The organism is Bacillus mesophilus (genome assembly GCF_011008845.1).
Taxonomy (GTDB): domain Bacteria; phylum Bacillota; class Bacilli; order Bacillales; family SA4; genus Bacillus_BS; species Bacillus_BS mesophilus.
On record NZ_JAAIWM010000004.1, the window covers coordinates 302,228 to 325,732 of the forward strand.

Sequence of the window (23,505 nt, forward strand, 5' to 3'; positions counted from 1 at the left end):
AGAAATGAGACTTATTTTAAACAAAGGGCGTGTTAAACCTTGTTGTTGATTTCCGTTAAAGGACACTCGCTTTCCGCGGGCGAGTCCGTGAGCCTCCTCACTGGAAAAGCGAAAATGCCCCGGAAAGATGAAGGCAGGCTAAGTTCGCAATATCCTGTTGCAACGCCTGCCTGACCTGCATGCATCCTGCAGGCCTCCGACAAGCAAACGTTCCTCCAACATAAAAAGGGTGCTCTTTCCTTTTTTATGTTGGAGGGTTATTTGACCTCGAGGGGCTAGGCATTGCAGCTAGACAAGCATTCGCCTGTAGGGTCTACCGAGACCCGCTCTCCCGCGCTACACAGGATGTGGCAGCTTTTAGCAGAGGTTCCTAATATTCGCGTCCCTCCACTTCAATCAACAGTGCAGAATATCAACACAATTCTTTAACATAGCCTAAACAAAAAAATCCCCCATTCGTACTATCGGGGGATTAAGTAAAATTACAATTCTTGTTCTTTTAGCATGGAGCTTTGTACAGCGGTCTTGGAATGCTTGAGACCAAAATACGTAACTAACCCTAGTGACAATAGTCCGAAAACTAAAACCATATAATGAAACCCAATGGTATCTAAAAATAACCCAGTTGCCAATAATACAACCTGAAACATAACTCGATCTAACATATTTTTAAAAGAAAAGAATCGTCCATGAAAATCTTTAGGAATTTTAGTTTGGAAAATCGTTGCTGCAATCGGGAAGAAGAACCCAAGAGCAAAACCAAATACTCCAAATGAAACTAATGATAATAGCTTGCTATCAGCAAAGAATAATGATAACTGAGTAATGGCAACAACTGTTGTAAAAATAAACATTAACGAAACAGGATTATACTTCTCTGTTATTCTCTTAACTAAGAAAGCACCAAGCATGAAACAAATACCCTCAACTGTGTAGATGAGACCCTTTATGGTTGAGTCGTCCTGTAGCTCACTGATCTCAATAACCATTAAGTTAAAGCCACCTAAAAATAACATTGGAATGACAGTTAGGATTAAAGCAGTCATGGCAATAGGAATACCTTTTAGAACCGGAATTACTTCTTTGAAGCTAGCTGACTTCTTATTTTTATTCTTACTTTCAACATCCGATTCATCAAAATCTAATAAAAAGGTGGATAACAATAATAATCCATAAGCAATAAAAGACGCTAGATACAGAGAGTACAAACTGATAATGGCCAACATTGCCCCAGCTAAGGCGGTTCCAATTATTCTTGAAATCGTTGTTATATTCATATGCGCACCATTCATTTGTAATAAATCCTTCTCAGCAACGACAATTGGGACTAACGCTTGAATAGTCGGGAAATAAAAGGCTGCTGATAACTGAATGACAATCATAAACAAGACCATCCACCAAATCGACTCAAACTGAATGGCTAAAAACATAAATAAAACGCTAAACATTCTACCAAACCCAGCATATATTAATACCTTCTTTTTACTTGATGAATCTATAATTCTTCCAGCTAAAGGTCCAACCACGACTCCTGCAAGTAATCCCGTAAATAAAATAAGCGCCTTTACAAAATCTGAAGGTACATGCTGTTGCATAAACTCTAGATTACCAATTATTCCAGTCCATAATCCAATACCAGCAATAAATTCACCAGTAAGTAAGATCCAAACATTTCTGTTTTTCCACATAGTTCTTTCTCCGTTCCTGTAGACTTCATTCTATAATAAATATACCATCATGCAAAATATTTCGCCACACGAAAGTTTAACTAAATGTTGTTTTTATGTTATAATTCATTTTGCTAATTATGTAGATAGTTAAGGAGTGCTTATGTACCAGACTTATAGCTTTAGAGAAAAATCATTATTGTTTAGCAAAATTATATTTCCTATTCTAATTACCCAGCTCGGCCTTTTTGCAATGAGTTTTTTAGATGTTATGATGTCAGGCCGCGCAGGCTCCTACGATGTTGCTGGAGTAGCGATCGGCTCGAGCTTATGGATCCCTATATATACCGGGTTAAGTGGAATACTTATAGCTATTACACCAATCGTTGCTCAATTAATTGGTGGCAAACGAAGTTCAGACGTACCAAACACGGTTATTCAAGGTTTGTATTTAGCAACCATTATTCCATTATTCATCTTTCTAATTGGGGCATTAACACTGAAACCGATTCTTAATGGGATGAATCTAGATTCTGAGGTTAGTAGAATTGCTTATCATTATTTACTTAGCTTATCACTTGGGATGGTTCCTTTGTTTATGTATTCAGTGCTTCGCTCCTTTATGGATGCATTGGGTCAAACAAAGATGACCATGTTCATCACACTGACTTCACTTCCAATTAATGCGTTATTTAATTATCTTCTAATCTTTGGAGAGTTTGGTTTTCCTCGTTTAGGAGGAGTTGGAGCAGGTTATGCATCAGCTATTACCTATTGGTGTATTTTCGGAATCGCGGTCTGGATGGTTGCTAAACAGTCTCCATTCAAAGAATATCGAATTTTCGGTACGTTTTATCGTATTTCCATAGCGAAATGGAAAGAAATACTACTCATCGGAGTCCCCATAGGTTTTTCGATTTTCTTTGAAACAAGTATATTTTCTGCAGTTACTTTGTTGATGAGTGGATATGATACGATTACAATTGCTGCTCATCAGATTGCACTAAACTTCGCTTCATTTCTTTATATGATTCCGTTAAGTATTTCAATGGGATTAACGATCTGTGTTGGGTATGAGATTGGTGCCAAACGAACAATAGATGCAAAACAGTATAGTTATATGGGACTTGGTTTAGCATTAATTTTCGCGATCATAACAGGGATCATTTTAGTCCTCTTTAACGATGTAATTGCAACTATGTATAGTACTGACAAAGAAGTAATTATTTTAGCACAGCATTTCCTTATTTACGCGATCTTTTTTCAACTTTCAGATGCAATTGGCGCACCTATACAAGGAGCATTGCGAGGATATAAAGATGTTAATGTCACCTTGGTCCTTTCACTTGTTTCATTCTGGATCATTGGACTTCCTTTAGGTTATCTACTAGCAACATACACTGACTTTCAGGCCTTTGGTTACTGGATTGGACTAAGTTCCGGTTTAACAGCTGGAGCAATCTTATTGTTTGTAAGACTTACCTTTATCCAAAGAAGATATCGGACAAAATTTAGTAATGCTGTTAACTAAATTTAAACACGATGTAATAAGAGTTATTCCCACAAGGAAATAGCTCTTATTTTTCATTGTCTTGAAAAGCTCGAATTTCTTTTATTTCCTGGGCGTGGTCCTCTGTAGGTGTTTCTAGGATGAACGGTAATTCCTTAACCAGACCTTCTCTAGCAAAACTAGCCATAGTATTAGAACCAATTTTCCCTGTCAGAATTCCTGCATGACGATCCTTTCCTGAACTATGTTCGTACCGAGAATTATTGAAGTGAATCACTTTTAAATGATCAAAGTAACCAAGCTCTTGGGCATTCTCAAAAAACTCCTTATGTCGATCTTCTGTCCAAACTCCACTTGCAAACGCGTGGCAAGTATCAAAACAATAACCCAGTTTTTCTGGATATTCCGAAAGATTCCTTATTTGAACCTGCTCCTCTATTGAAGTTCCCATCGTACCTGGCTTCCCGGCAACATTTTCAAGTAATAGTAATGTCTTCCCATTCCAGTGAGCTAATACTTCATTCAACATACTAATCATTAATTCATATGCTCTTAATGGTTCACTTGCATCAATCTGTGATCCATAATGTACAACAACCCCAATTGACCCACAGGCTTCTGCTATTTCTAAATCATTAATAAGAGATTGAACCGTTAGCTTTCTTTTGTCCTCAGACGGGGTAAGGCTTGTTGGATATGGAGTATGAGCAACAGACTGAATCTTATACTCATCACAAAATTCTCTACATAAATGTGCATCCTGCTTATTGAAATTTTTTATCGTTAAGCTACGTGGATTTTTCGGAAAGTATTGAAACGCATTTCCACCTAATGCATAGGCAACTTTCGCTGCACCAAGATATCCCTCTCGAATACTTACATGACAGCCAGCAAACACATTATCCCCCCTATCTTAAATGTGTTTAGAATTTCCGAATTCCTTCTTTCTATTCGTCTGAAACATGGAAGTATTGAATTTTGTTGATTCTTAGATTATGTTTGTCCCATTGCGCTCCGAACACTTGCTTTCCCACCATTTCCCTTCCGTATTTTTAAAAAGCAAACTTTAAGAATCTGCTCAAACAAAAAAGGAACAGTTCAGCTACCGTTTGCTGTGTTCCTTTTGAGTGGGGCTTTTATTTTACTTCTGGATACATAACATGTGCTTTATTTACGATATACGAACTACCACCAACACACCCTAAAGCTAAGAATTCTTCCTGATGGTCAGAAACAAAACACGTTTGATCCATTTCTAGCTCTGTAGTCTCAACCGCTTGTGTTTGATTAAAAAGCTCAACCTTATAAACAGGTGTACCTACCTTGAGTATGATTGGTTGGGTAACCTGGTCCTGTTTTTCTAATGTGTAAAGTTGAGTATCAGTTTCCTTGATCCACCCCTTCATATTAATGGGCGTATCGAATACTGGAATGGTTACATATAACCAAAGCTCACCATTGACGTCAACATAGTCATGAACCTCAACCACAGTATTGGCATTAATTTCGTTCAGCGGTTGAGCTTCTGAATGAGGTTGGATAAGTAGAGGAACATTTTGATCTACGAATCGGTGTTTTTGTTGGTTTTCTATGTATGAAAGTGTAAGAGTTTCACCATCATGAGTGCCATTGTTGTTACTCTTACGCAACTGCTGAATCTCTTTTTCTAGGAGTGCAACTCTTTTCTCCAACTGATTACGTTCATCTCTTACTTGATCTAGTTCAGCAGATGAACATCCGGTTATAAACAGCAGCGTGAATATACACAAACAAATCCTAAAATTCACAAACCTCATTCAACTCCCTCTCCTTCTAAGCTGATGTGTTCTTAATAACTGATTGATATAATCTATTTAACTCAGCCGTAAACTCTTTAGATGAAAAGGTAATGGTTTGATTCGTAGTAGTCAATTGATGTGATAACATTTCAGTTTGAAGTTGAATCCACTGGTCTATCAAAGGATGTAATTGTTCAATATTATCCTGTCCGCTTCTTTTAATGGATAATAATTCTGAGATTGCATCCCTTATTTCTGTTGACATAGGCATATATAGCAGTTCCTCGAGCTTTAAGGGCGGGAATCGATCATTGTTCATCATCCAATTACAGACTAATAATGGGCGAATAATATTTAGGGATAACTTAAGATTAGTCTTTTGTTTGTTAAGCAATGATTGATTCGTTTTTGCCATATTTAAATAATGGTGAAGTAACGGCTTTTTATCATAAAAAGATTGGTGTAGAGATGTTAATTGTGCCTTCAGATTAAATCTATTTACGTATGTTATTGGACTATGAAGCCATTCTATAATCGATGGGTTTTGCTTTCTTAAGAGACGGAGCGCTTTTCCCAACTCCCACCCTGCACACTCTATATTAAACCCTTTTTTATCTTCAATTGAATCTTTTGGTGCATCTAGTTCAAGATACTTTTCTAAAGGATAAATGTAGATGAAACGAACATCATAATCACTATCATGATGATCAGTGCCCCAAATTCGACTTCCAGCCTCACAGGCAAAGATGACTGAAACACCATATTCATCCTCGATCGTTTTGAGCCGTGCTGAAATTTCCTTACTCATGTTTTCACCACTTCAACGTTTATGTCGTTATTTAGAAACTTCATTAATAAGAGAAATAATTGGATTAACTGAAAAATCTCCTTCATACTGTTCCATATTACGTAAATATATTTCTTTATTTTGAAGTACCTCTTCTAACTTGTTAACTAGCCCTTCTTTTGTAAGATTCCCCTCCTGCAATACCTCTGCATAGCCTTCCTTCTTGAAGGATTCTGCATTAATAATTTGGTCTCCTCGACTTTGTTCTTTTGTCAATGGAATTAAGATCATTGGCTTTTTAAGTGCAAGAAATTCAAATATTGAATTCGACCCTGCTCTTGAAATGACGATATCTGTCATAGCTAACACATCAGGTAGTTCATCTGTTAGATATTCCACTTGTTTATATCCAGGCTGATGAAGAGAATGTTTGATATTTCCTTTTCCACAAATATGAACGATTTGGAAAAACCCTAAAAGTTCCTGAAGACTCGCACGAACGATTTCATTTATTTTCTTGGAGCCGAGGCTTCCACCCATAATCAGTAACACGGGTTTCGTTTGCTGAAACTTGAAATCCTTCAGCCCTTTCTCCTTACTTCCTTTAAAGATTTCATCTCTTACAATTGCTCCTGTATGAACCACCTTGCTACTTTCTTTTATATGCTTTACTGTATCTTTAAAAGTTACACAAAGCTTTGTTGAAAACGGGATAGCCAGTTTATTAGCAAGACCAGGTGTGACATCAGATTCATGAATAATTGAAGGTACTTTGTTAAGCTTTCCGGCTAAAATAACTGGGACAGAGACAAAGCCCCCTTTTGAAAAGATAACAGACGGTTTTAGTTTTCTTAATAACCTATAAGCTTGATAGGTTCCCTTTAACACCTTGAATGGATCTTTCACATTTTTCCAATCAAAATACCTTCTCAGTTTACCAGTAGCAATTGGGTAGTAAGTAACCCCATCCACCTTAGATATTAAATCTCTTTCAATTCCATTTACTGACCCTATATAGCTGATTTCCCAGCCTTCTTTTCTGAAATGTGGAATTAACGCTAAATTTAAAATGACATGTCCGGCGGATCCTCCACCAGTAAACACGATTCTTTTTCTCATTATGTATGACCTCACTTGTATTCGCAAAATTTATCATATATTTCTGTAAACAGTTATTAAAGTGAACTATCTCCATTATATAGGGAAATTGGTTAGATTAGTTTGAAAAAATCATTTTTTACGGATTTAGTTCATTAGAACAGGCTTCTAAACTCTAAGAGAGTACTCAGGATATGAGTACTCTCACTTAAAAGTTCTTATCTTCCAATAAACAATTGTGTCCAATAATTCCCTTCTACATGACCAACACCTATATGCGTAAAGCTAGGATTTAATATATTTTTACGGTGTCCTTCACTGTTCATCCAAGCTCTTACAACTTCTTCTGCTGAACGTTGTCCCATCGCAATATTCTCTCCAGCAGTTCGATACTGTACACCAAACTGCTTCATCATATCAAATGGGGAACCATATGTTGGACTTGTATGCGAAAAATATCCATTTTGTTTCATATCTGATGATTTCAACCGAGCAACTTTACTAAGTTCAGAATCTATTGATAATGGTTTTAAACCATAGCTAGCTCGTTCATGATTTGTCAAAGATACGACCTGCTGTTCGAATTGACTAAGAGAAATTTTCTCTGTTGTGTTGCTTTCTTGCTGTGTAACGAATGGAGACTCCTGCTGTTCTGGTAATGCTACAATTGGTTGGTTGGTTTCTTCTGTAGTTTGGTTTTGATCAGGATTATTAACCTTAGGTTTTGGTTGTTGGACCACCTGTTGCTGCATTTTCTCCTTTCCAGATACGTTATAATTCTGTGAATAATATTGCTTCAGAATTTGTTGAACCATTTCATTCCATGCAGTAATCTTTACTGCATAGCTTGAATTTAAATTATAATCGTTGTTGATTTGGGCAGATCCAAGGGTAGGACCTCCCATTAAAATAACTCCTGCGACAATTAATGAAACTGCTGTCTTTTTCAATTGAATTACCTCCTCGTATTAGAAAAGCTTTACTACGGCAACATCATAGCACGAGGTTTTTGTAATATTTTTGGTTGAATCTTCCAATCTAGTAAAAACACAATTACTTCAACTGCCCTTTTTTAGGAAAAACTAGCATAATTATTAAACCCAATAATATTTTGATATTCGCTAAGTATGTTCCATATAAATCCACTTCTGGTTTAATTTACAGTGGAATAGCTATTGACAGTACAACAGAACAGATTGAAATATGACAATTATTAATAAAATATGACATCATTAGCATTTTCTTTACTTCAGGTCTTTGGAAAAGCCAAGTGGATTGATTTTTATAACAATGCTGTGTTAAAGGACAATGTTGTTTTTTGCACTGTTGATTGAAGTGGAAGGACGCGAGACTCCTGCGGGAGAGCGGGTCACGGGAGACCCCACAGGCGCGCTCTCCGCCGAGGAGGCTCACGGACTCGCCCGCGGAAAGCGAGTGTCCTGTAACGAAAATCAACAACAAGGTTTAACAGCTATAACAAAAAAACAAAAAAAAAACGCTACAAGAGCGTTTATATCTTAAACTGAAACTTCAAAATTCCTGCCTTTTTTAAAGTATCATAAATGATCACTACAACAGGACCGAGAATCAAACCAAGAAATCCCAACACCTGAAATCCTAGATACATACTGATTAAAGATGCTATTGGACTGATTCCCATATTTGTAGAGTATACTTTCGGCTCAATCACCCTTCTTACAACCGTGATTACTAAGAATAAAATAAGAAGACCGATCCCCGTATCCTGTTGATTTGTTATAAAGCAATATATTGCATAGGGTACTAAGACTGAACCAGTCCCTAACACTGGAAGAATATCAACGAAAACAATCACAATGGATAGGAGAACAGCATATTCCACGTCTAATAATAACAAGCCGGAATACGCCAAGATAAAGGTTAAAACACTGAACAATAATTGTGCCTTTAAAAAGCCTATACCCGCTCGATTTAGTTGGTGATACATCAGTAAAAACTTATCACGCGTCTCATCAGAGAAAAAGGATAAAACTTGTATTTTCAGCTTTCTTAAATCCAAACTGAATAGAAAGAACGCGATCAAATAGACCAAAATTTCTATTAAAAGTTGTGGAATTGTTGTAATAAACACAAGAATGGATTGAGTAAGATTAGACGTTGCATTTAAAATTGAATCTTCTAAAGAATGAAAGCTACCTTCAATAGACTCAATAACATCTCTTGGAACGGTGGCAGAAAAAACCTCCCACTGATTCATATATATGGTGAATAGCACATTTAGCTTAGCAAGTAAGAATGGTAGATTAGATGAGAAATATAAAAACTGCTCTATGAGCCTTGCAAGAACTAGATAACCTAGAAATCCAGTCACTGAAAGAAATAAAATGAAAACGATGATGACCGAAAGCAGTCTTTTTAACTTCCAACGATTTTGTAAATGGAGAATTAACGGCTCAAAAATGATCGCAGTTAACAGTCCGAGTATGATGGGGATACTTTTTGGAAGTAAGTATATAGCTATAAAAAGAACTAAAAGTATGACCAGATATTTTTTCATGATTGCTCCTGCGCTTTCCCGTTTTTCTATATATTAAAGGTAACCTTTCCTAGTAGCGTTTTTCAAGCTAAATTATAATAATCTTGTATCTTTTTTGTGTCCTCGCTTAAACAATGAATCATTAGAAAAAATTCTAGCAACAAAAGCGTAGTAACCACGTGAAGCCCCGACAAAAGCTTAACCAATGTGACGATTAGACAAGTAACAGTTATTGTCTGAGGTACACTTTCAGTCTGAGATAGAAATTAACCTTTTATACGCTAAAAAAACCCGCTTCAACGCGGATTTTCATAGCTTTTCCATTTCCTCTATATATAACTCTATGATTTGAGTTTGGTCCTCTTCAGACAAATTGGATTGTGTGATACGTTTCACTGCCTGATAAAATTTCTTATGTGGGGTTGACCTGATTCTCGGGTGGGCAAGCTCATCCAATAGATCTGTCAAAATGATCCTTTTCATGAGTGAAAGAGAGTCTTGAAATTCATCAAATCTTCTGTTAGTCCATAGGGTCTTAAAGGACTCTAGTAGCTCATCATACGATTTACTCATGAAAATGATAAGTCCAGAAAACTTCTCTTGATAGCCAACGCTTTAAATCTTGATCTCCTGCCTCTAATTTCTCTTCCAACCCGTTCATCATCTGCGTGGTTTGACTTTTATGTGCTGCTAAAGCAGCAATTTTATTCTTTGTTACATCCTCTATATTAATAGAGATATCAGGTTCACCTAATTCTTCACGACAGTTTTTCGAAAAAGCCATAGCATACACAAGTGGTCTTTGTTCCTTTGGTAATCTAGAAACAGCTAAGATGGTTGCGGCGCCGCAAGCATCATGATCTGGATGAACAGCATAACCTGGGTAATGTGTAATGACAAGAGATGGACGAAGCTCTTGAAGTAATTCATAAACCGTGTCTGCTACATCTTCTGTTTTTTCAAACTCTAAGGTTTTATCTCGATAACCTAATAGTCTCAGGTCTTGGATTCCCATTGCAACACATGCTTCTTCAAGCTCTTGTTTTCGAATGCTTGGAAGAGTTTCACGGTTTGCAAAAGGAGGAACTCCCATATTTCTTCCCATTTCCCCTAAAGTGGCACAAGCATAGGTTACGGGAATTCCCTTTTTCGTATTAAGGGAAATGGTTCCGGCAGCCCCGAAGGCTTCATCATCTGGATGAGGTAATACCACTAAAATATGCTCTGTCATTATTTCCACTCCTTATTCGAATGATGTTAAACTTAATTGAAACGCTACTGCAAGCTTTCCATCTGCATCGTGACCAGCTACGAGTAACCTACCAAGATCATCTATTTCCCAGTCTGTTAGACCCTCTGCGTAAACCCAGCCTAACTCCATCTTTAACCCAATTCTATACGGTCCTTCACCAGTTATCTTTCCATGCTCAAATTCAATTTTCCCATTCCGAATATAGGCACCAACAACCATTTTTTCATGAAGATGACTTGCATATGCACCATTGGTAGTTTCTAAATGAAGAAAAACAGGTTGCATTTTAAATCGATCAATTGCTTCTTGAACTTGTTCTTTATTAATAGGTCCCATCACTTAGCCTCCATATTTTATGTATGTAATTTCTCATTCAAGGAAACGATATTAGTAAATCTTAACAAAGGGTGAGAATATTGGAATTACAGGAAAATATGATTTTCTCTATTACAGAAAAGTTTATCCCTAATTTTAGTAAAGCACAAACTTTACGCATTATCCAACTTAATGAAAAGACAGTAAAAATTGAAATGGACGAAGCTAAATCAAGAGGTGCTTTTCCGATTGAGCAATTTAAGGGTTTAGTCAGAGATGGATCATTAATTTTATCAGAAAGTAATTCTTTGTTGAGTGAAGTAGCCGTTGTTGCTTCTGAAGGAACAGCTTCTTAATTTATCCAGTAGTATATCTGTACATATCAGATTGCAAAAAAGGATACTACTCAGTATCCTTTTTTATTTAGGTGTAGATTTATAAAAAATTCGGGAGCCTGCTACTCCAATTAAGCCAATTCCAATAAATAAGATGGCTCGAATAACGATAGAGATATATGCCAAATCGATTAGTATAAGTTTCGCAAGTGTTACGAATAAAAGCACAAGCCCAAAAATCCTAAAAACTTTATCTCCTTTGGTTGCCCCAAACATAATCAACATTAATGCGTAAATGGCCCACGCAAAAGATACAGCCATGTATTGTAGATTCATGGACATGTCTGCGGTCAATGCCTGCATAGTAAACGTAATAAATAATAAAGTGAGAATCAATGTAGTGATTTTCGTCATCATAATAAACTTGATCCTATCTTTAATAATTTCATGATTACGTAATAGTTTACTTATCAATATTACCGATCCAAGCAAAATCAGCCAGTTAATAAATTGTATGGATGTGACATCCTCAAAAGGTGTTGAAAGGACCATGAAAAAGTTACATATATAGAGAACCATACCAATTGCCTGAGAAAGCTTGGACGAGGTGATGATTCCTAGATATAACGTGAACAACCCTTGTAATAGTAGTAAACCTGTAATATGATTCGCATCAAATCTAGTTAGAAACCATACAAATAGTGATATAGTTGATATCGCTAGTGTAGCTGACACTCGAATTTTGTCTCTAGACCAAAAATAGACAGATAATATTGCATAGATAATAAATATGGTTAGGATTATAAGCTCGAACTGACTGTTTGTGAAAGCCACTTTTAGCCACGAGATGGTTAAAATTGAACTTGTAAACAAGATCGCAATTTGACGATCTATAAACCAACTCTTCATAAAGAAGCCTATGAACAAAACTAGGTGTTGGATCAGAACAGCTAATCCAAATATCTTTAAATCATCCGGTCGAATCAGGAGACTTCCCGCCAAAAGTGTTACATGCAGTAACCCAAATGCTACAAGATACAGAATAGTGAACTTCTTTTTCAAAGCAAATAATAATAAAACAATATAGAATATGGTTTCAAACAAAACAAAATTGGCTACATTCTGGTCTTGATTCTCTAAAAGAAACGGGATCAAATACCCACCAATTCCAGTAAGGATAGCTAGAGGCTCTGACTCGTAATAGTGTGCTACAGATATACCTATTGAAACCCAAATAATATTAAGCATTAGGGCCGGAATCGATGGAATCAATCCATAAAGCACATGAGCTGCAAAGGTAACAATTAAAAGTAGTACAATACTACCCCCTAGTAAGACCTGTCCTAACCCCTCTCGTTTCTTCTTAATCTGTTGTCTTCCTAAAACGAATAATAAGATAGCTGACAAGAATCCAATAGCAACTTTAACAAGATCATTCAATAAGCCGTAATCAGAAGCTGCCTTAAATCCCCAAACGATACCCAATAATAAAACAAAGATAAATATTCTCGGAAGCCAAATCTGACCAATTTGTTTTTCCCAATCAACCTGTTCCTTCTTAGCATCTTTTCCTCTCGGCAGAGTGGGCCTTATTAGCTCTTGCTCCACTTTTTTGTTAGCTTGATCTAAATCAGCCTCTTCTAAGATGGTGTTATTTTTCAATTTGAGAATTTCCACTTTCAAGTCAGTTGCTTCTTTTTCTAATGCAACTAATCTTCTTTCAAGACTGGTGATTTGTTCTTTATTCATGTCACTACCTCACTTCTATTCAAGCACGTAAATCGTTGCTTATAGATAATAGGTATTAACTTCTCTACTCACATAAAGTTTTCCTTTTTTATCGCTGACAACCTAGACAATAAAAACATTTTCTTGATGATAGTTCAATCTTAACTATAGATTGACCACATCGATTACAAACTTCACCTTCGCGATCATAAACAAAACAATGGTCGTTATACCCACCAGTTAGCTGATCAAGCTTATACAGAGGCATCTCCATATACCCACCTAGTTCTAAAGCTCTGTTTAGTACAAATTTAATACTAGTAAAAAGTGCTTCTAACTCTTCCTCACTTAACTCATTCCATTTTCTCGTTGGAAGTACTTGAGCATGATAACAAATTTCATCTGAATAACAATTACCAATCCCAGCAATAAATTTTTGATCAACTAGGGCTAACTTCAATTTCCCTTTCTTCTTTCCGATAATTTCTTTAAAAGTTTCTAAAGTGAAAGAGGGATCTAGAGGTTCTGGACCTAATTCCTTAAAATCCTCTTCTACTTGTTCTTTTGTTAGCAAATGCAAGTAGCCCAGTCTAAGTCCAATAAAAAACAACTCACTGTTATGAAAGTCAAATATAACCTGTTTCGTACGCCTTGGTTGGTCCTGTTGGGATCCGAGATACATCGTTCCACCAAGCATCAGGTGTAGAAGTAAATAAAATCCATTTTGCAGATGAAATAATAAGTGCTTCCCTCTTCTGTCAATGCTTACGATTGTTTGTCCGGTTACCTTTTCGTGAAACTCACTGATTGGAACGTTAATTGATTTATCTCGGTTAATTTTTATGTCTGTTATTGTTTTATCTTTAATTTGTTTACATAGTAATCTACGGTAATTTTCCATTTCTGGTAGTTCTGGCATCTTCATCACCCTTTTTACTAGTAGCTTTTGTAACAAAACTAAATTCAAACCAAATAAAATCTAATTCAAGAACATAGCAAAAGGGTACAGTAATTTTTACCACCTATTTTATCTATAAAAATACAGAAAATATCATAGACAAAGGGGGGATTTAAGATGGGAAAGAAGCATCGTAATCGCGTTAATCAGCCAAAGAAAAATAATCATATACCACCAGAAGCAATCATTGCAGAGGAAAACGCTCACGGTAAGGAAAACTCTGCAAAAGAAAGAAAAAACACGTAAAAAAATAAAACAAGAAAAAAGGATCCCTTTTTTCTTGTTTTATATATGTATTCCATTCCATTTCCTTTCAACCTACCTAACGTGAACCCTCCCGATTTTCTTCCATCCTTCAGGTTGAAGCCTATAGTAGGTCATCCCTTCTAGTCCTTCATCAAAGTACAAAATATCGCCTGTTCTGATATAACGTGCTTCTGTATCCTTTGGCATCAATTCTTTTACATTAAATCTTCTAAACACCTCATACATTGCTTCATCATGACAAGCAGCATCGACATTTAATCGATATACAGAACGATATCCTTTCTTTTGCCCAATTCGTGGCGTTTGCAATAAGGTTATATCATAGCCTTGTGTTTCTATGGTTCTTCTTTTCGATGTAATTGTCAGTGGATGGCTCATTTCTTCACCCCGAGACATGCTTTTTTACTATCATATAAAAAAAGAACAGAAAATTTTGTCAAAATACGTCTCAAATAAACAAAAGTTTTGTCAAAAAGTAAAAAAGTGTTATAAATGTAAAAACACGTGCATAAAATATAATTTTTAAAAAACGAAAAGCGTGGATTCAGTATCCAGCTTTTCGTTTTTATTTTCTTATTTTATACATGTACTTGAAATCGTTTTGAAGCATTAGACCAATAAATATAGCTTGAACAACACTCCCCAAATTTACTAAACTTCGAACGTTCCCTTTACAATGGCTTGCCCAGCCTTTACCATCGTCTTTCCCCTTGATAACACAGTATCAATTTCAAACGTTTCTTTATTTAGCAGAACAAGATCTGCATCTCTACCTTCTTCAATTCGGCCTTTTTGCTTTAGCTTTAAAATCTTAGCTGGATTTTCAGTAACCACTCGTAATGCATCTTCGATATTTACATTTTCCTCTAAAATCGCATCACGGACTTCTTTGTATAAAGTGTTCACTTTTCCTATTTTCAGTCCTACAAGTTCACCTTTGTCATCAAAGTCAGGAAGGCTTGCCTGTCCATCAGAAGTGAAGGTGATTTGATCAATCGGCACATTTTGTTCAAGCATCATTCGTAACCCTTTACTGCATTTCACTTCGCCCTCTTTGAGAAACTTCGGTATCGAGCTTGTTGTAAAGTCTACATAGCCACCCTTTTTGGCAAATGCAATACCTGCTTCGAAAAGATACGGATTTCGATTAATATGTGTTGGATGGAATACAGTAATTGGAAGTTCCGTTTTTTCTACAACCTCTTCGAGTAGAGTTAAAGTTTGTTTACCATCACCCAGATGTACATTCACAATTCCCGCTTTTCCAGATAACATTCCTCCTACTCTAGCAGCTGAAGCAATTTTTGCTATTTCGTCTACTGTCGGCTGCGAAGATCGATGATCAGAGATGGCCACTTCACCCACGCCAATAATCTTATCAATTAGGATAAGGTCATCCTCAATTTGGCCCGTTAATGTTCGGATTGGCACTTGATACGACCCGGTATGAACAAAACATGTAATCCCTTCTTCATCAAGTGCTCTTGCTTTCGCAATTATGTCTGGCATCGTCCTTGTCGTACCATCTGTACCAATAACACCAACTAGTGTCGTGACACCTGCTAATGTTGCATCTGTTAATTGAAGCTCTGGCGTTCTCGTTTTATAACTACCTTCCCCACCACCGCCTATAATATGAACGTGGGAATCGATAAAACCAGGAACAACAAGCTTACCTGTTGCATCAATTACCTCTATATCGACAAAACTGTTAGATATATCAATAGAATCTTGAATAAATCCAATCTTTTCATCTACAATTAAGAGATCTTTTTTTCCAAGGCTATTCGGACTATATATTTCACCATTTTTAATGAGTTTTAACATTTTATGCACTTCCCATCCATATTGAATTTTTTCTATAGTTTAAAAGGTAGGAAAAAAATTCCTACCTTCTCTCAATATCATTAGTACTTTAACTATAGCCAATAAAACTTGCAACTATCACAAAAACCGAAGCAACAATAAACAATAGAATTTGGAATTTAATCATAAATCTAAACCAGGTTCCCCAATCAATACGAGCAACCCCTAATGTTCCCATAAGAGCAGCTGATGTTGGTACGATTAAGTTTGTTAAACCATCTCCTAGTTGGAATGCAAGAACCGCTACCTGCCTTGTAACACCAGCAATGTCTGCGAGTGGCGCCATAAGTGGCATGGTTAATGCTGCCTGTCCGGAACCTGATACAACAAAGAAGTTAAAAACAGATTGAAATACTAGCATGAACCAAGCTGACAATTCAGCTGGAAAGTTCCCAATTAACTGTCCAGCTCCATACAATACTGTATTCAAGACAGATGGCATATCTGGACTATCACCACCAAGGATTAATACAATCCCCTTTGCCATACCTACAACTAATGCTGCAGGCAGTAAGTCTTTTGCTCCTTGTATAAATCCTTCAGCAATATCATCTAGCTTCATATCATTGAGTTTAAATAGGACACCAATAATTCCGGCAACAAGTCCGATCGTAAAGAACTGACTAGCAATCTCTGGGATATAATAGGCATGCTCAACAACGCCCCAAATAATCCAAGCTACACCTAACAATACTGTTGCTAATACAAGTCCATGCCCAAGTTTGAAGTTCACTTTAATATCGGTTAATTTAAAATCATCTCTGAAATGATGATCTGTTTCATATGATAGAGATTTTGTTGGATCTTTTCGTATAGAGCTAGCATATTTCCATGTATAAATAAGTCCAATCAGTGTAAATATAGCCCACATTGTCATTCTAAAAGGTGCTCCAGATAAAACAGGTATATCAGATACACCTTGTGCGATTGCGACACCAAAAGGATTCATCCAAGATGTTGCAAATCCTATTTGTGTAGCAACATATGTAATCATGACTCCAGTTATCGCATCGTACCCAAGTGCAACAACTAAAGGGACTAGAATCATTGCAAAAGCAATTGCTTCTTCCCCCATTCCGAAAACAGCTCCTCCTAATGAGAAGAGAATAAACATAATCGGAATAATTAGGACTTCTTTTCCTTTAGTTTTATCAATTACGGATAGAATTCCTTCCTCAATCGCTCTCGTACGCATGATGATTCCAAAGGCTCCACCAATTATTAGAATAAATGCAACTACTCCTACTGCAGATCCCCACTTACTTCCAGACACTAAACCTTCAAACACATAATTTAAAAATCCAACTCCCCCACCAGCTTCAAATAAGCTTGTACCTTCTTTAACCGGATTTCCATCTTCATCTGTTACTAGTTGAAAGCTTTCCGGAATGAGCACCGTTTTCGTTTGCTCTTCTCCCTGATGAATGTAAGTAACATCCTTTGTTTCAAAGTATCCTACCGGGACTAGAAATGTCAAAATCGCTGCAAGTAAAACAACAAAAAAGACAATAACGTAAGTATGCGGTACTTTTACTGTTTTCTGTTTTTGATTCCCCATGATTTTCCCTCCAATTTTTTCGACTCTAAGTCGTTTTCCTCAAGACTGGCAAATGTTTTAGAAAAAGCCCAATACAATTTAGAAAAACTAGCTTACTTCGTTTTTTGCAGATTAGCTTAAGCCTCTCTTCGTTATAATTTATTAGGAACATATCGCAAAATCCAATGCAAATCGCAAGACACCCAAACGAAGAGAACGTTTACAAAATATTGGAAGTCTATGTGATACTCCCTTATAAAGTACTAAAACTCCATTCGACTTTTTCCTAATAAACTACAATGCAAATACTGTGCCAAAATAAAAAACCTTCAAAAGAAAGGATTTCCTGCCTTAAATGATTTATTCGGGGTGTTTTAGGGTGTTATAATTAAATCCAATAGACCCGAATAATAACAATAGGAGAGCATGATGAGAAAAAAGAAACTCGTTTTACTAGCAGGCTCGAAAGAAACACGAAGAGCACTTACTGAACAATTAAATGATATTCTTGGTGACTTTATAGAGATTGAGAGTTTTTCTTCCGAAGAAGGATTACCTTCCCTCCTTGAAAACGAACTTGTTATCTATTCCTCGTATCTAATAGAAAACGAGGTTCAACATATCATTGGTGATGGCTGTGAAATTATTATTTCTAGAAGAACGATCAATTATCGATACATCGATCAACTACTAGCATTACCTTATGGAACACACGTCCTGTATGTGAATGACGTACCAGAAACAGTCTCCGAGTCCATTACAACTCTAATGAACCTAGGAATTGACCACATCGTATATCATCCCTATTACATAGGTAAAAAGGATGCCCCACCTCTTGAAATTGCCGTTTCACCCGGAGAGATGGAATTGGTCCCTAGGAGTATTTCTAAAGTGATTAATATCGGGGTACGTTTAATCGATATTACAACCATTATGACTGTCTTAGGAAAACTTCAACTCCCAACAGAGCTAGGTTGGGCAGTTTCTGATAAATATACAAAAAGAATCATAGATTTAAGTAGAAAGCTAACTAAAGTCAATCTTGAAGCAAATGTCCTAAATAGACATTTAAAGAAAGTCGTTGATGGAGTAAATGACGGTATTCTCGCAGTTGATCTGAAAGGAAAAATTACTGTGTTTAACGAAGTGGTTGGACAAATGATTGGTGTTTCTCCGGATTTCGCAATAGGAAAACATATTAATACCGTCGTGAAAAATCAGGAATTACTCCATTTTATCTTTAATCACAAGGATGACGAAGACTACCTTTATTTCACACTAAACCAATTCAATGTAATGGTGTATCGATTTTATATGAAATTTGAACACTCTATTGTGGCTACCTTCAAGAATGTAGACGAGACGATCAAAATGGAGAAAGTAACTCGAAGGGAACTGGTTACCAAAGGATATGTTGCCAAATACAATTTCGATAGTATTATAGGCCATAGTGCCGCACTTATTGGGACGAAAAAGGTGGCAAAAAAACTGGCTAAAACGGAACTCCCCTTGTTAATACAGGGAGAAAACGGGACAGGGAAAGAGCTTTTCGCTAGCGCCATTCATAACCATTCCTCTCGTCAGAACGGCCCCTATCTAGCCGTTAACTGCAGCGCGTTGCCAGAGGATCTCCTTGAAAGTGAGCTGTTTGGATATGAAGAAGGAGCCTTTACAGGTGCTAAGAAAGGTGGAAAGAAAGGACTATTTGAGCAAGCTGATGGTGGAACAATTCTTCTTGATGAAATCGGTGACATTAGTATTAAGCTTCAAGCAAGGCTTCTAAGAGTACTGCAGGAAATGGAAATACGCCGTGTCGGAGGAAATAAAAATATCCCCATCGATGTTCGGGTAATATCTGCCACAAATAAGAATTTATCGAGAATGATTGATGATGGTACGTTTCGTGAGGACTTATATCATCGTCTAAAAGTTTTATCGCTTCAAATACCACCCTTAAGAGAGCGTTCAACAGATATACCTTTACTTGCAGAAATGTTTATATTGCAAAACGGTCACACTGACATCGATGTTGAGCCAGCAGTGGTCAAAATGCTTATTCAGTATAAGTGGAATGGAAATATTAGAGAACTAAAGAATACAATCCTGTATATGCTAGCCGTATGCGATGGAAAAACAATCACGGTAGATGATCTTCCAAATGAAGTGTCTAGCAAAAGAGAGAAAGCTACAAACCCATTTACACAAGGAAAAGACAACATCTTAGACAAGAAAGACTACTACACGATCTTGGATTGTATTTATACAATCAATAATAAGGGTGTTCCAGCGAGTAGAGTAAAGATTACAGAAGAGGCAGAGAAAACAGAGAACCCTTTGACAGAGCAACAAATCAGGCTTCGTCTAAAAGAGCTAGCAGAGATGGGATATGTGAGTATCGGCAGAGGAAGATCGGGAACTAAAATAACCGAAGAAGGCATTTCTTACCTTTCCGTTAATTTACTTTAGCTTATTTCATAAGATGTTATGATTGGAGCAGTACTAATAACCAATAAAACCAATATAACAAAAGAATAAAAATGCCTATTCCTGTTAGATCAACACCAAGACATTCTTCCTCTCATAGTTTATCTAGAGAGGGGGAATTGAATTGCAGGTATTGAAAAAGGTCGTACGTTCGCTATGCAAAAAGCAGCATTTAAAAACGAAGGCAACCATTAGTAAAAAAGAGCTCCAATCTATTGAAGCAAAGCTATCAACATCGACTGACTCCCCTCCAAATTCGGGAGTTCCAGAGAGCGAATTAATAAAGGTAATTAAGGAAGAAACTAAGAAGTACAATCTAAATAATATAATTAGAACGAAAGCTTATCTAGATTATTTCCTAGAGCATCCAGAAATACATTGGTCATTCCTTGCCCATATGGTTTCTCGAAACGGCGGCTGGAATATGACAGATTTAAAAGGTTCTTTAATAAGTCCACTTATTTCTAGTGAAAAAGCCGTCATTTTTTTTGAGTTTCTGGAAAAAGCGAATGCCCTAATATTTCATGACGCATATCCTCAGTTACTTCTCTATCATCACAGTAAAAAAAGGAAGAAAAACCTTTTTCATCTACTTCCTTATTTTTCTGTCTCTTCATTCATGAAGCCAATTTGGGACTATTTTTGGGAAACTCAAAATTCCTCTCTACTAACCGTCGGACTCATTATTAATGAGCAAAATTATATACAACAAAGGTTAATAGAGAGCGAACTATATCAAGCAGAAGTTCTAAATACTGCACTATTTAATGCTCAAGAAAAACTAGGATTTACGGATGTATTTTTTCCTTATCGATTGAAGAAACTGGAGTTGGCCGGAGTAACGGTTCAAGATTTTAATGATGTCTTTGTTAGAATCGAGACAGGAAAGAAGCTATATGGCATTCTGTTTTTCAAAATCTTTGAACACGCTTATAAATTCGCAACATCAACTCCTCACACAGGATCTAGAGCTGATTTTTGGCCGAATGTATTTACAGTTAAACCAAACGAAAAGGAATTATTTTATAGCCCAACATTGGAAGAAGCTTGGTCGAATTATGATCATAGCTTTAAGTTGGAACCAGATTGGTTTACTTCTAGCGACATGATTAAACAGCTGAAAGAGTTTTATATCCCTAAAAATTATAAGTTAACAAAAAATTATAAGAGTGATTTAGAACGTTTAGATTTGTTGTCAGATATTAAAAAGGTTATCACTTAAGAAAAAAGACTACCAAAAAAATGGTAGTCTTTACCTTAATGTGTAATAAATATTTCCTTTACTTTTGGTACTACGTATTTACTACCTCCATGAACCTTCACATTTTCAATCATCATGGCAATCAGTAAATTAGGTTGATCTGTATTGAAGGCAACAAACCAGCCATTCTCTTCCGCGACTGTATCTTTTGATGCCTTCAACTCAGCTGTTCCTGTTTTACCCGCAATACTAATTCCTTCAACAATTGGATTATGTGCTGAGCCTGCCGGATTCTCTACAACCTGCACTAAGCTAGAAAGAATGGTATTCGCATGTTCCGGACTCATGACTTGTTCTTTCCAATACTCAGTCTTAAGGTCATTTTCCTTCTTTTCTAAGAATGGTTTAATCATATTTCCTTCATTTACAAAAGCAGAATAAGTACTAGATAAATGGATCGGACTCATTTGTATTTCCCCTTGGCCATACCCTGAATCAGCAAGGAGCCCCTCAGATGTGAAGCCATTATTTGTGATTGTAGACATCCTTGTTGGAAACTCATACCCTAATTCTTCGTCAAACCCATATGCTTGTAATCCCTTTAAAAAGCTTTCCTGTCCAATATCTAACACAGCCCTTGCAAAATAAATATTATCTGAGGTGACTAAAGCATCGTTTAAATTTACATCTGTTAGCCCTTCAGAAACACGTGTTATTTTTTTACCGTCTGTCCAAGTGTCCTTATGCCAAGTCTTTCCTACTATTTTCATTTTTTCATCTGGATTAATAGTCCCAGCCTGTAAACCAATTGCTGCTGTAATAGGCTTTAGTGTGGATCCTGGTGAAAAAGTTTTGTTAAACCTTGCTAATAAAGGTTTTAACGGATTATCATTTAGCTCAGTCCAACGAGTACCTGACATTCCAAATATGAAATCATTTGGATCGTAGGAAGGTGAACTTACTAACGCCAATGTCTCACCTGTCTTCGGGTTGATTGCAACAGCAGTTCCAGCATCAGCTTTTATCTGTTCATACGCTTTCCGCTGTAATCCAACATCAATAGTTAGAAAGATATCTTCTCCATTGATTGGAGCCTTTTCAGCAATCACTTCTCCTTCAGGTATGTAAATTTTTGAACCCACTTCGCCTCTTAACCGCTTTTCAAATACCTGCTCAAGCCCTACCCGACCTATTACTGAATGTTGGGTATATCCCTCTCCCGCCAATTCTTTAAGCTGTTCCGCATTTATATTTTGTACATACCCGATTAAATGAGCAGCTGCCTCACCTAATGGATAGTATCTTGATTCAATTCCAGTATTGATCATAATTCCATCAAGGGTTAACAACTTTTCCTTCAATGCTACATTTTGCGGGTTAATCTTTTTTATTGGAACATACGTTTCTGGCCCTACCCATTTTTGACTAAGTGCCTTATTGATTTCTTCAACAGATGCTTCTAGTATTGTAGCTAATTCTTGAATCGTCTGATCTCGGCTTTCCCCTAGTTTACCAGGAACAATTCCTACTTCATTCACAAACCCATTTTGAGCGAGAGGTTCACCATTAACATCGAAAATCTGCCCCCGAACTGGTTCACTAGACGATACTTTTAATTCCTGGTCAGCCTTTAATTGCGGAAAGATATGAGTGGTGTCCCATTGAACAAACCAATCTTCACTCTCTTCTGTTTCTTCTCTAACTAAAGTTGCTTCATGTTCAAACTCAACTGGACCAGCAATTGTATCCATTGAGACAACATAAGGAAAGCTTATTTCCTCTTTATCTTTTACATCAACTTCCTCTTCAGGCTTAACAAATTGTATCTTCAAGTTGGATACCCCAATTGATTCATAGATCAGCTGGTATCTCCCACTGAACGCAGTTTCGTCATATGTAGTTTTTGTTTCGGTTGCAAGTTTATCATACATTTCACTAAATTTTTGTTGGTTCCAAAGCTCCACATAATCAGCAAATCGATCCTCTGGTTTAGGTTTCTCCGAGCAGCCTACTAGTAAAAACATCAAAATGCCAAAATAAATAAATTTCTTCAACTTAATACCCACCTTTACCTATAGGTATAACTCATTAACTAGCTTTAGAAACATGAGGTTTTACCTTGTTTTTCAAAATTATCCCAGTTTAATTGTACCATTCATTACTATAGATTCCTATTTTTCTTGATTCGTAGGTTTAGGGGTTTTCTA

The 23,505-nt window shown here is 36.6% G+C and carries 21 protein-coding genes; 5 read left to right on the plus strand and 16 right to left on the minus strand.

From position 1 onward, the window contains the following. Nucleotides 1–482: 482 nt before the first annotated feature. Nucleotides 483–1,688, minus strand: coding sequence for an MFS transporter (locus tag G4D63_RS13545; RefSeq protein WP_163180185.1), 1,206 nt, complete (start codon nt 1,686–1,688; stop codon nt 483–485). 142 nt (nt 1,689–1,830) lie between these two features. Between G4D63_RS13545 and G4D63_RS13550 the strand changes: the two genes are divergently transcribed. Beyond that, nucleotides 1,831–3,198 (plus strand): MATE family efflux transporter, encoded by a 1,368-nt coding sequence (locus G4D63_RS13550; protein ID WP_163180186.1) that lies wholly within the window; start codon nt 1,831–1,833, stop codon nt 3,196–3,198. 46 nt (nt 3,199–3,244) lie between these two features. Here the strand turns inward: G4D63_RS13550 and G4D63_RS13555 are convergent, their stop codons facing one another. The 9 genes from G4D63_RS13555 to G4D63_RS13595 form a co-directional block, all read right to left on the minus strand. Next, complete coding sequence (locus G4D63_RS13555) at nt 3,245–4,075, minus strand: deoxyribonuclease IV (RefSeq protein WP_163180187.1); 831 nt, start codon at nt 4,073–4,075, stop codon at nt 3,245–3,247. 238 nt (nt 4,076–4,313) lie between these two features. Beyond that, on the minus strand, nt 4,314–4,973 hold the full coding sequence (locus tag G4D63_RS13560; RefSeq protein WP_163180188.1) for a hypothetical protein: 660 nt from the start codon (nt 4,971–4,973) through the stop codon (nt 4,314–4,316). Between the two features lie 16 nt (nt 4,974–4,989). Continuing rightward, nucleotides 4,990–5,763, minus strand: a complete 774-nt coding sequence (locus G4D63_RS13565) for a nucleotidyltransferase domain-containing protein (RefSeq protein WP_163180189.1) — start codon at nt 5,761–5,763, stop codon at nt 4,990–4,992. A gap of 27 nt (nt 5,764–5,790) precedes the next feature. Then, nucleotides 5,791–6,861, minus strand: a complete 1,071-nt coding sequence (locus tag G4D63_RS13570; protein WP_163180190.1) for an undecaprenyldiphospho-muramoylpentapeptide beta-N-acetylglucosaminyltransferase — start codon at nt 6,859–6,861, stop codon at nt 5,791–5,793. Between the two features lie 197 nt (nt 6,862–7,058). Continuing rightward, nucleotides 7,059–7,790 (minus strand): CAP domain-containing protein, encoded by a 732-nt coding sequence (locus tag G4D63_RS13575; protein WP_239585963.1) that lies wholly within the window; start codon nt 7,788–7,790, stop codon nt 7,059–7,061. A gap of 560 nt (nt 7,791–8,350) precedes the next feature. Next, nucleotides 8,351–9,376 carry a sporulation integral membrane protein YtvI gene (ytvI, locus tag G4D63_RS13580; RefSeq protein ID WP_163180191.1) on the minus strand — a complete coding sequence of 342 codons (1,026 nt, stop codon included), beginning with the start codon at nt 9,374–9,376 and terminating at the stop codon, nt 8,351–8,353. A gap of 288 nt (nt 9,377–9,664) precedes the next feature. Continuing rightward, nucleotides 9,665–9,928: a hypothetical protein gene (locus G4D63_RS13585; RefSeq protein ID WP_163180192.1), complete on the minus strand. Its 264-nt coding sequence runs from the start codon at nt 9,926–9,928 to the stop codon at nt 9,665–9,667. Then, complete coding sequence (gene bshB2 / locus G4D63_RS13590; RefSeq protein WP_163180193.1) at nt 9,921–10,586, minus strand: bacillithiol biosynthesis deacetylase BshB2; 666 nt, start codon at nt 10,584–10,586, stop codon at nt 9,921–9,923. The genes G4D63_RS13585 and bshB2 overlap by 8 nt, the downstream gene beginning before the upstream one ends. Before the next feature lie 12 nt (nt 10,587–10,598). Beyond that, nucleotides 10,599–10,943, minus strand: a complete 345-nt coding sequence (locus tag G4D63_RS13595) for a YojF family protein (protein WP_163180194.1) — start codon at nt 10,941–10,943, stop codon at nt 10,599–10,601. A gap of 80 nt (nt 10,944–11,023) precedes the next feature. On the opposite strand from G4D63_RS13595, the gene G4D63_RS13600 reads away from it, so the two are divergent. Then, entirely contained in the window at nt 11,024–11,278 is a 255-nt protein-coding gene (locus tag G4D63_RS13600) for a hypothetical protein (protein WP_163180195.1), read from the plus strand. A 63-nt stretch (nt 11,279–11,341) separates the two neighbouring features. On the opposite strand, the gene G4D63_RS13605 is transcribed toward G4D63_RS13600, so the two are convergent. Next, the gene (locus G4D63_RS13605) at nt 11,342–13,006 is read right to left on the minus strand and encodes a DUF2339 domain-containing protein (protein ID WP_163180196.1); all 1,665 of its coding nucleotides are present in this window, start codon (nt 13,004–13,006) and stop codon (nt 11,342–11,344) included. Between the two features lie 88 nt (nt 13,007–13,094). After that, the gene (gene mutM, locus G4D63_RS13610; protein ID WP_163180197.1) at nt 13,095–13,904 is read right to left on the minus strand and encodes a DNA-formamidopyrimidine glycosylase; all 810 of its coding nucleotides are present in this window, start codon (nt 13,902–13,904) and stop codon (nt 13,095–13,097) included. Between the two features lie 156 nt (nt 13,905–14,060). On the opposite strand from mutM, the gene G4D63_RS22105 reads away from it, so the two are divergent. Then, a complete protein-coding gene (locus G4D63_RS22105; protein ID WP_275580297.1) occupies nt 14,061–14,189 on the plus strand; it encodes a hypothetical protein in 129 nt (42 codons plus the stop codon). Between the two features lie 72 nt (nt 14,190–14,261). On the opposite strand, the gene G4D63_RS13615 is transcribed toward G4D63_RS22105, so the two are convergent. The 3 genes from G4D63_RS13615 to yfcC all read right to left on the minus strand — a co-directional run bounded on the left by G4D63_RS13615 (nt 14,262) and on the right by yfcC (nt 17,634). Then, nucleotides 14,262–14,588 (minus strand): hypothetical protein, encoded by a 327-nt coding sequence (locus tag G4D63_RS13615; protein ID WP_163180198.1) that lies wholly within the window; start codon nt 14,586–14,588, stop codon nt 14,262–14,264. 273 nt (nt 14,589–14,861) lie between these two features. Next, on the minus strand, nt 14,862–16,037 hold the full coding sequence (iadA, locus tag G4D63_RS13620; RefSeq protein ID WP_163180199.1) for a beta-aspartyl-peptidase: 1,176 nt from the start codon (nt 16,035–16,037) through the stop codon (nt 14,862–14,864). A gap of 88 nt (nt 16,038–16,125) precedes the next feature. Beyond that, a complete protein-coding gene (yfcC, locus tag G4D63_RS13625) occupies nt 16,126–17,634 on the minus strand; it encodes a putative basic amino acid antiporter YfcC (RefSeq protein WP_163180200.1) in 1,509 nt (502 codons plus the stop codon). Nucleotides 17,635–18,042: 408 nt separating this feature from the next. Between yfcC and G4D63_RS13630 the strand changes: the two genes are divergently transcribed. Both G4D63_RS13630 and G4D63_RS13635 read left to right on the plus strand, forming a co-directional pair. Next, entirely contained in the window at nt 18,043–20,079 is a 2,037-nt protein-coding gene (locus G4D63_RS13630; RefSeq protein ID WP_163180201.1) for a sigma 54-interacting transcriptional regulator, read from the plus strand. Between the two features lie 142 nt (nt 20,080–20,221). Next, on the plus strand, nt 20,222–21,319 hold the full coding sequence (locus G4D63_RS13635) for a DUF2515 family protein (protein ID WP_163180202.1): 1,098 nt from the start codon (nt 20,222–20,224) through the stop codon (nt 21,317–21,319). A gap of 35 nt (nt 21,320–21,354) precedes the next feature. Here G4D63_RS13635 and G4D63_RS13640 read toward each other — a convergent pair whose 3' ends face one another. Further along, nucleotides 21,355–23,352 (minus strand): penicillin-binding transpeptidase domain-containing protein, encoded by a 1,998-nt coding sequence (locus G4D63_RS13640; protein WP_163180203.1) that lies wholly within the window; start codon nt 23,350–23,352, stop codon nt 21,355–21,357. Between the last annotated feature and the right edge of the window lie 153 nt (nt 23,353–23,505).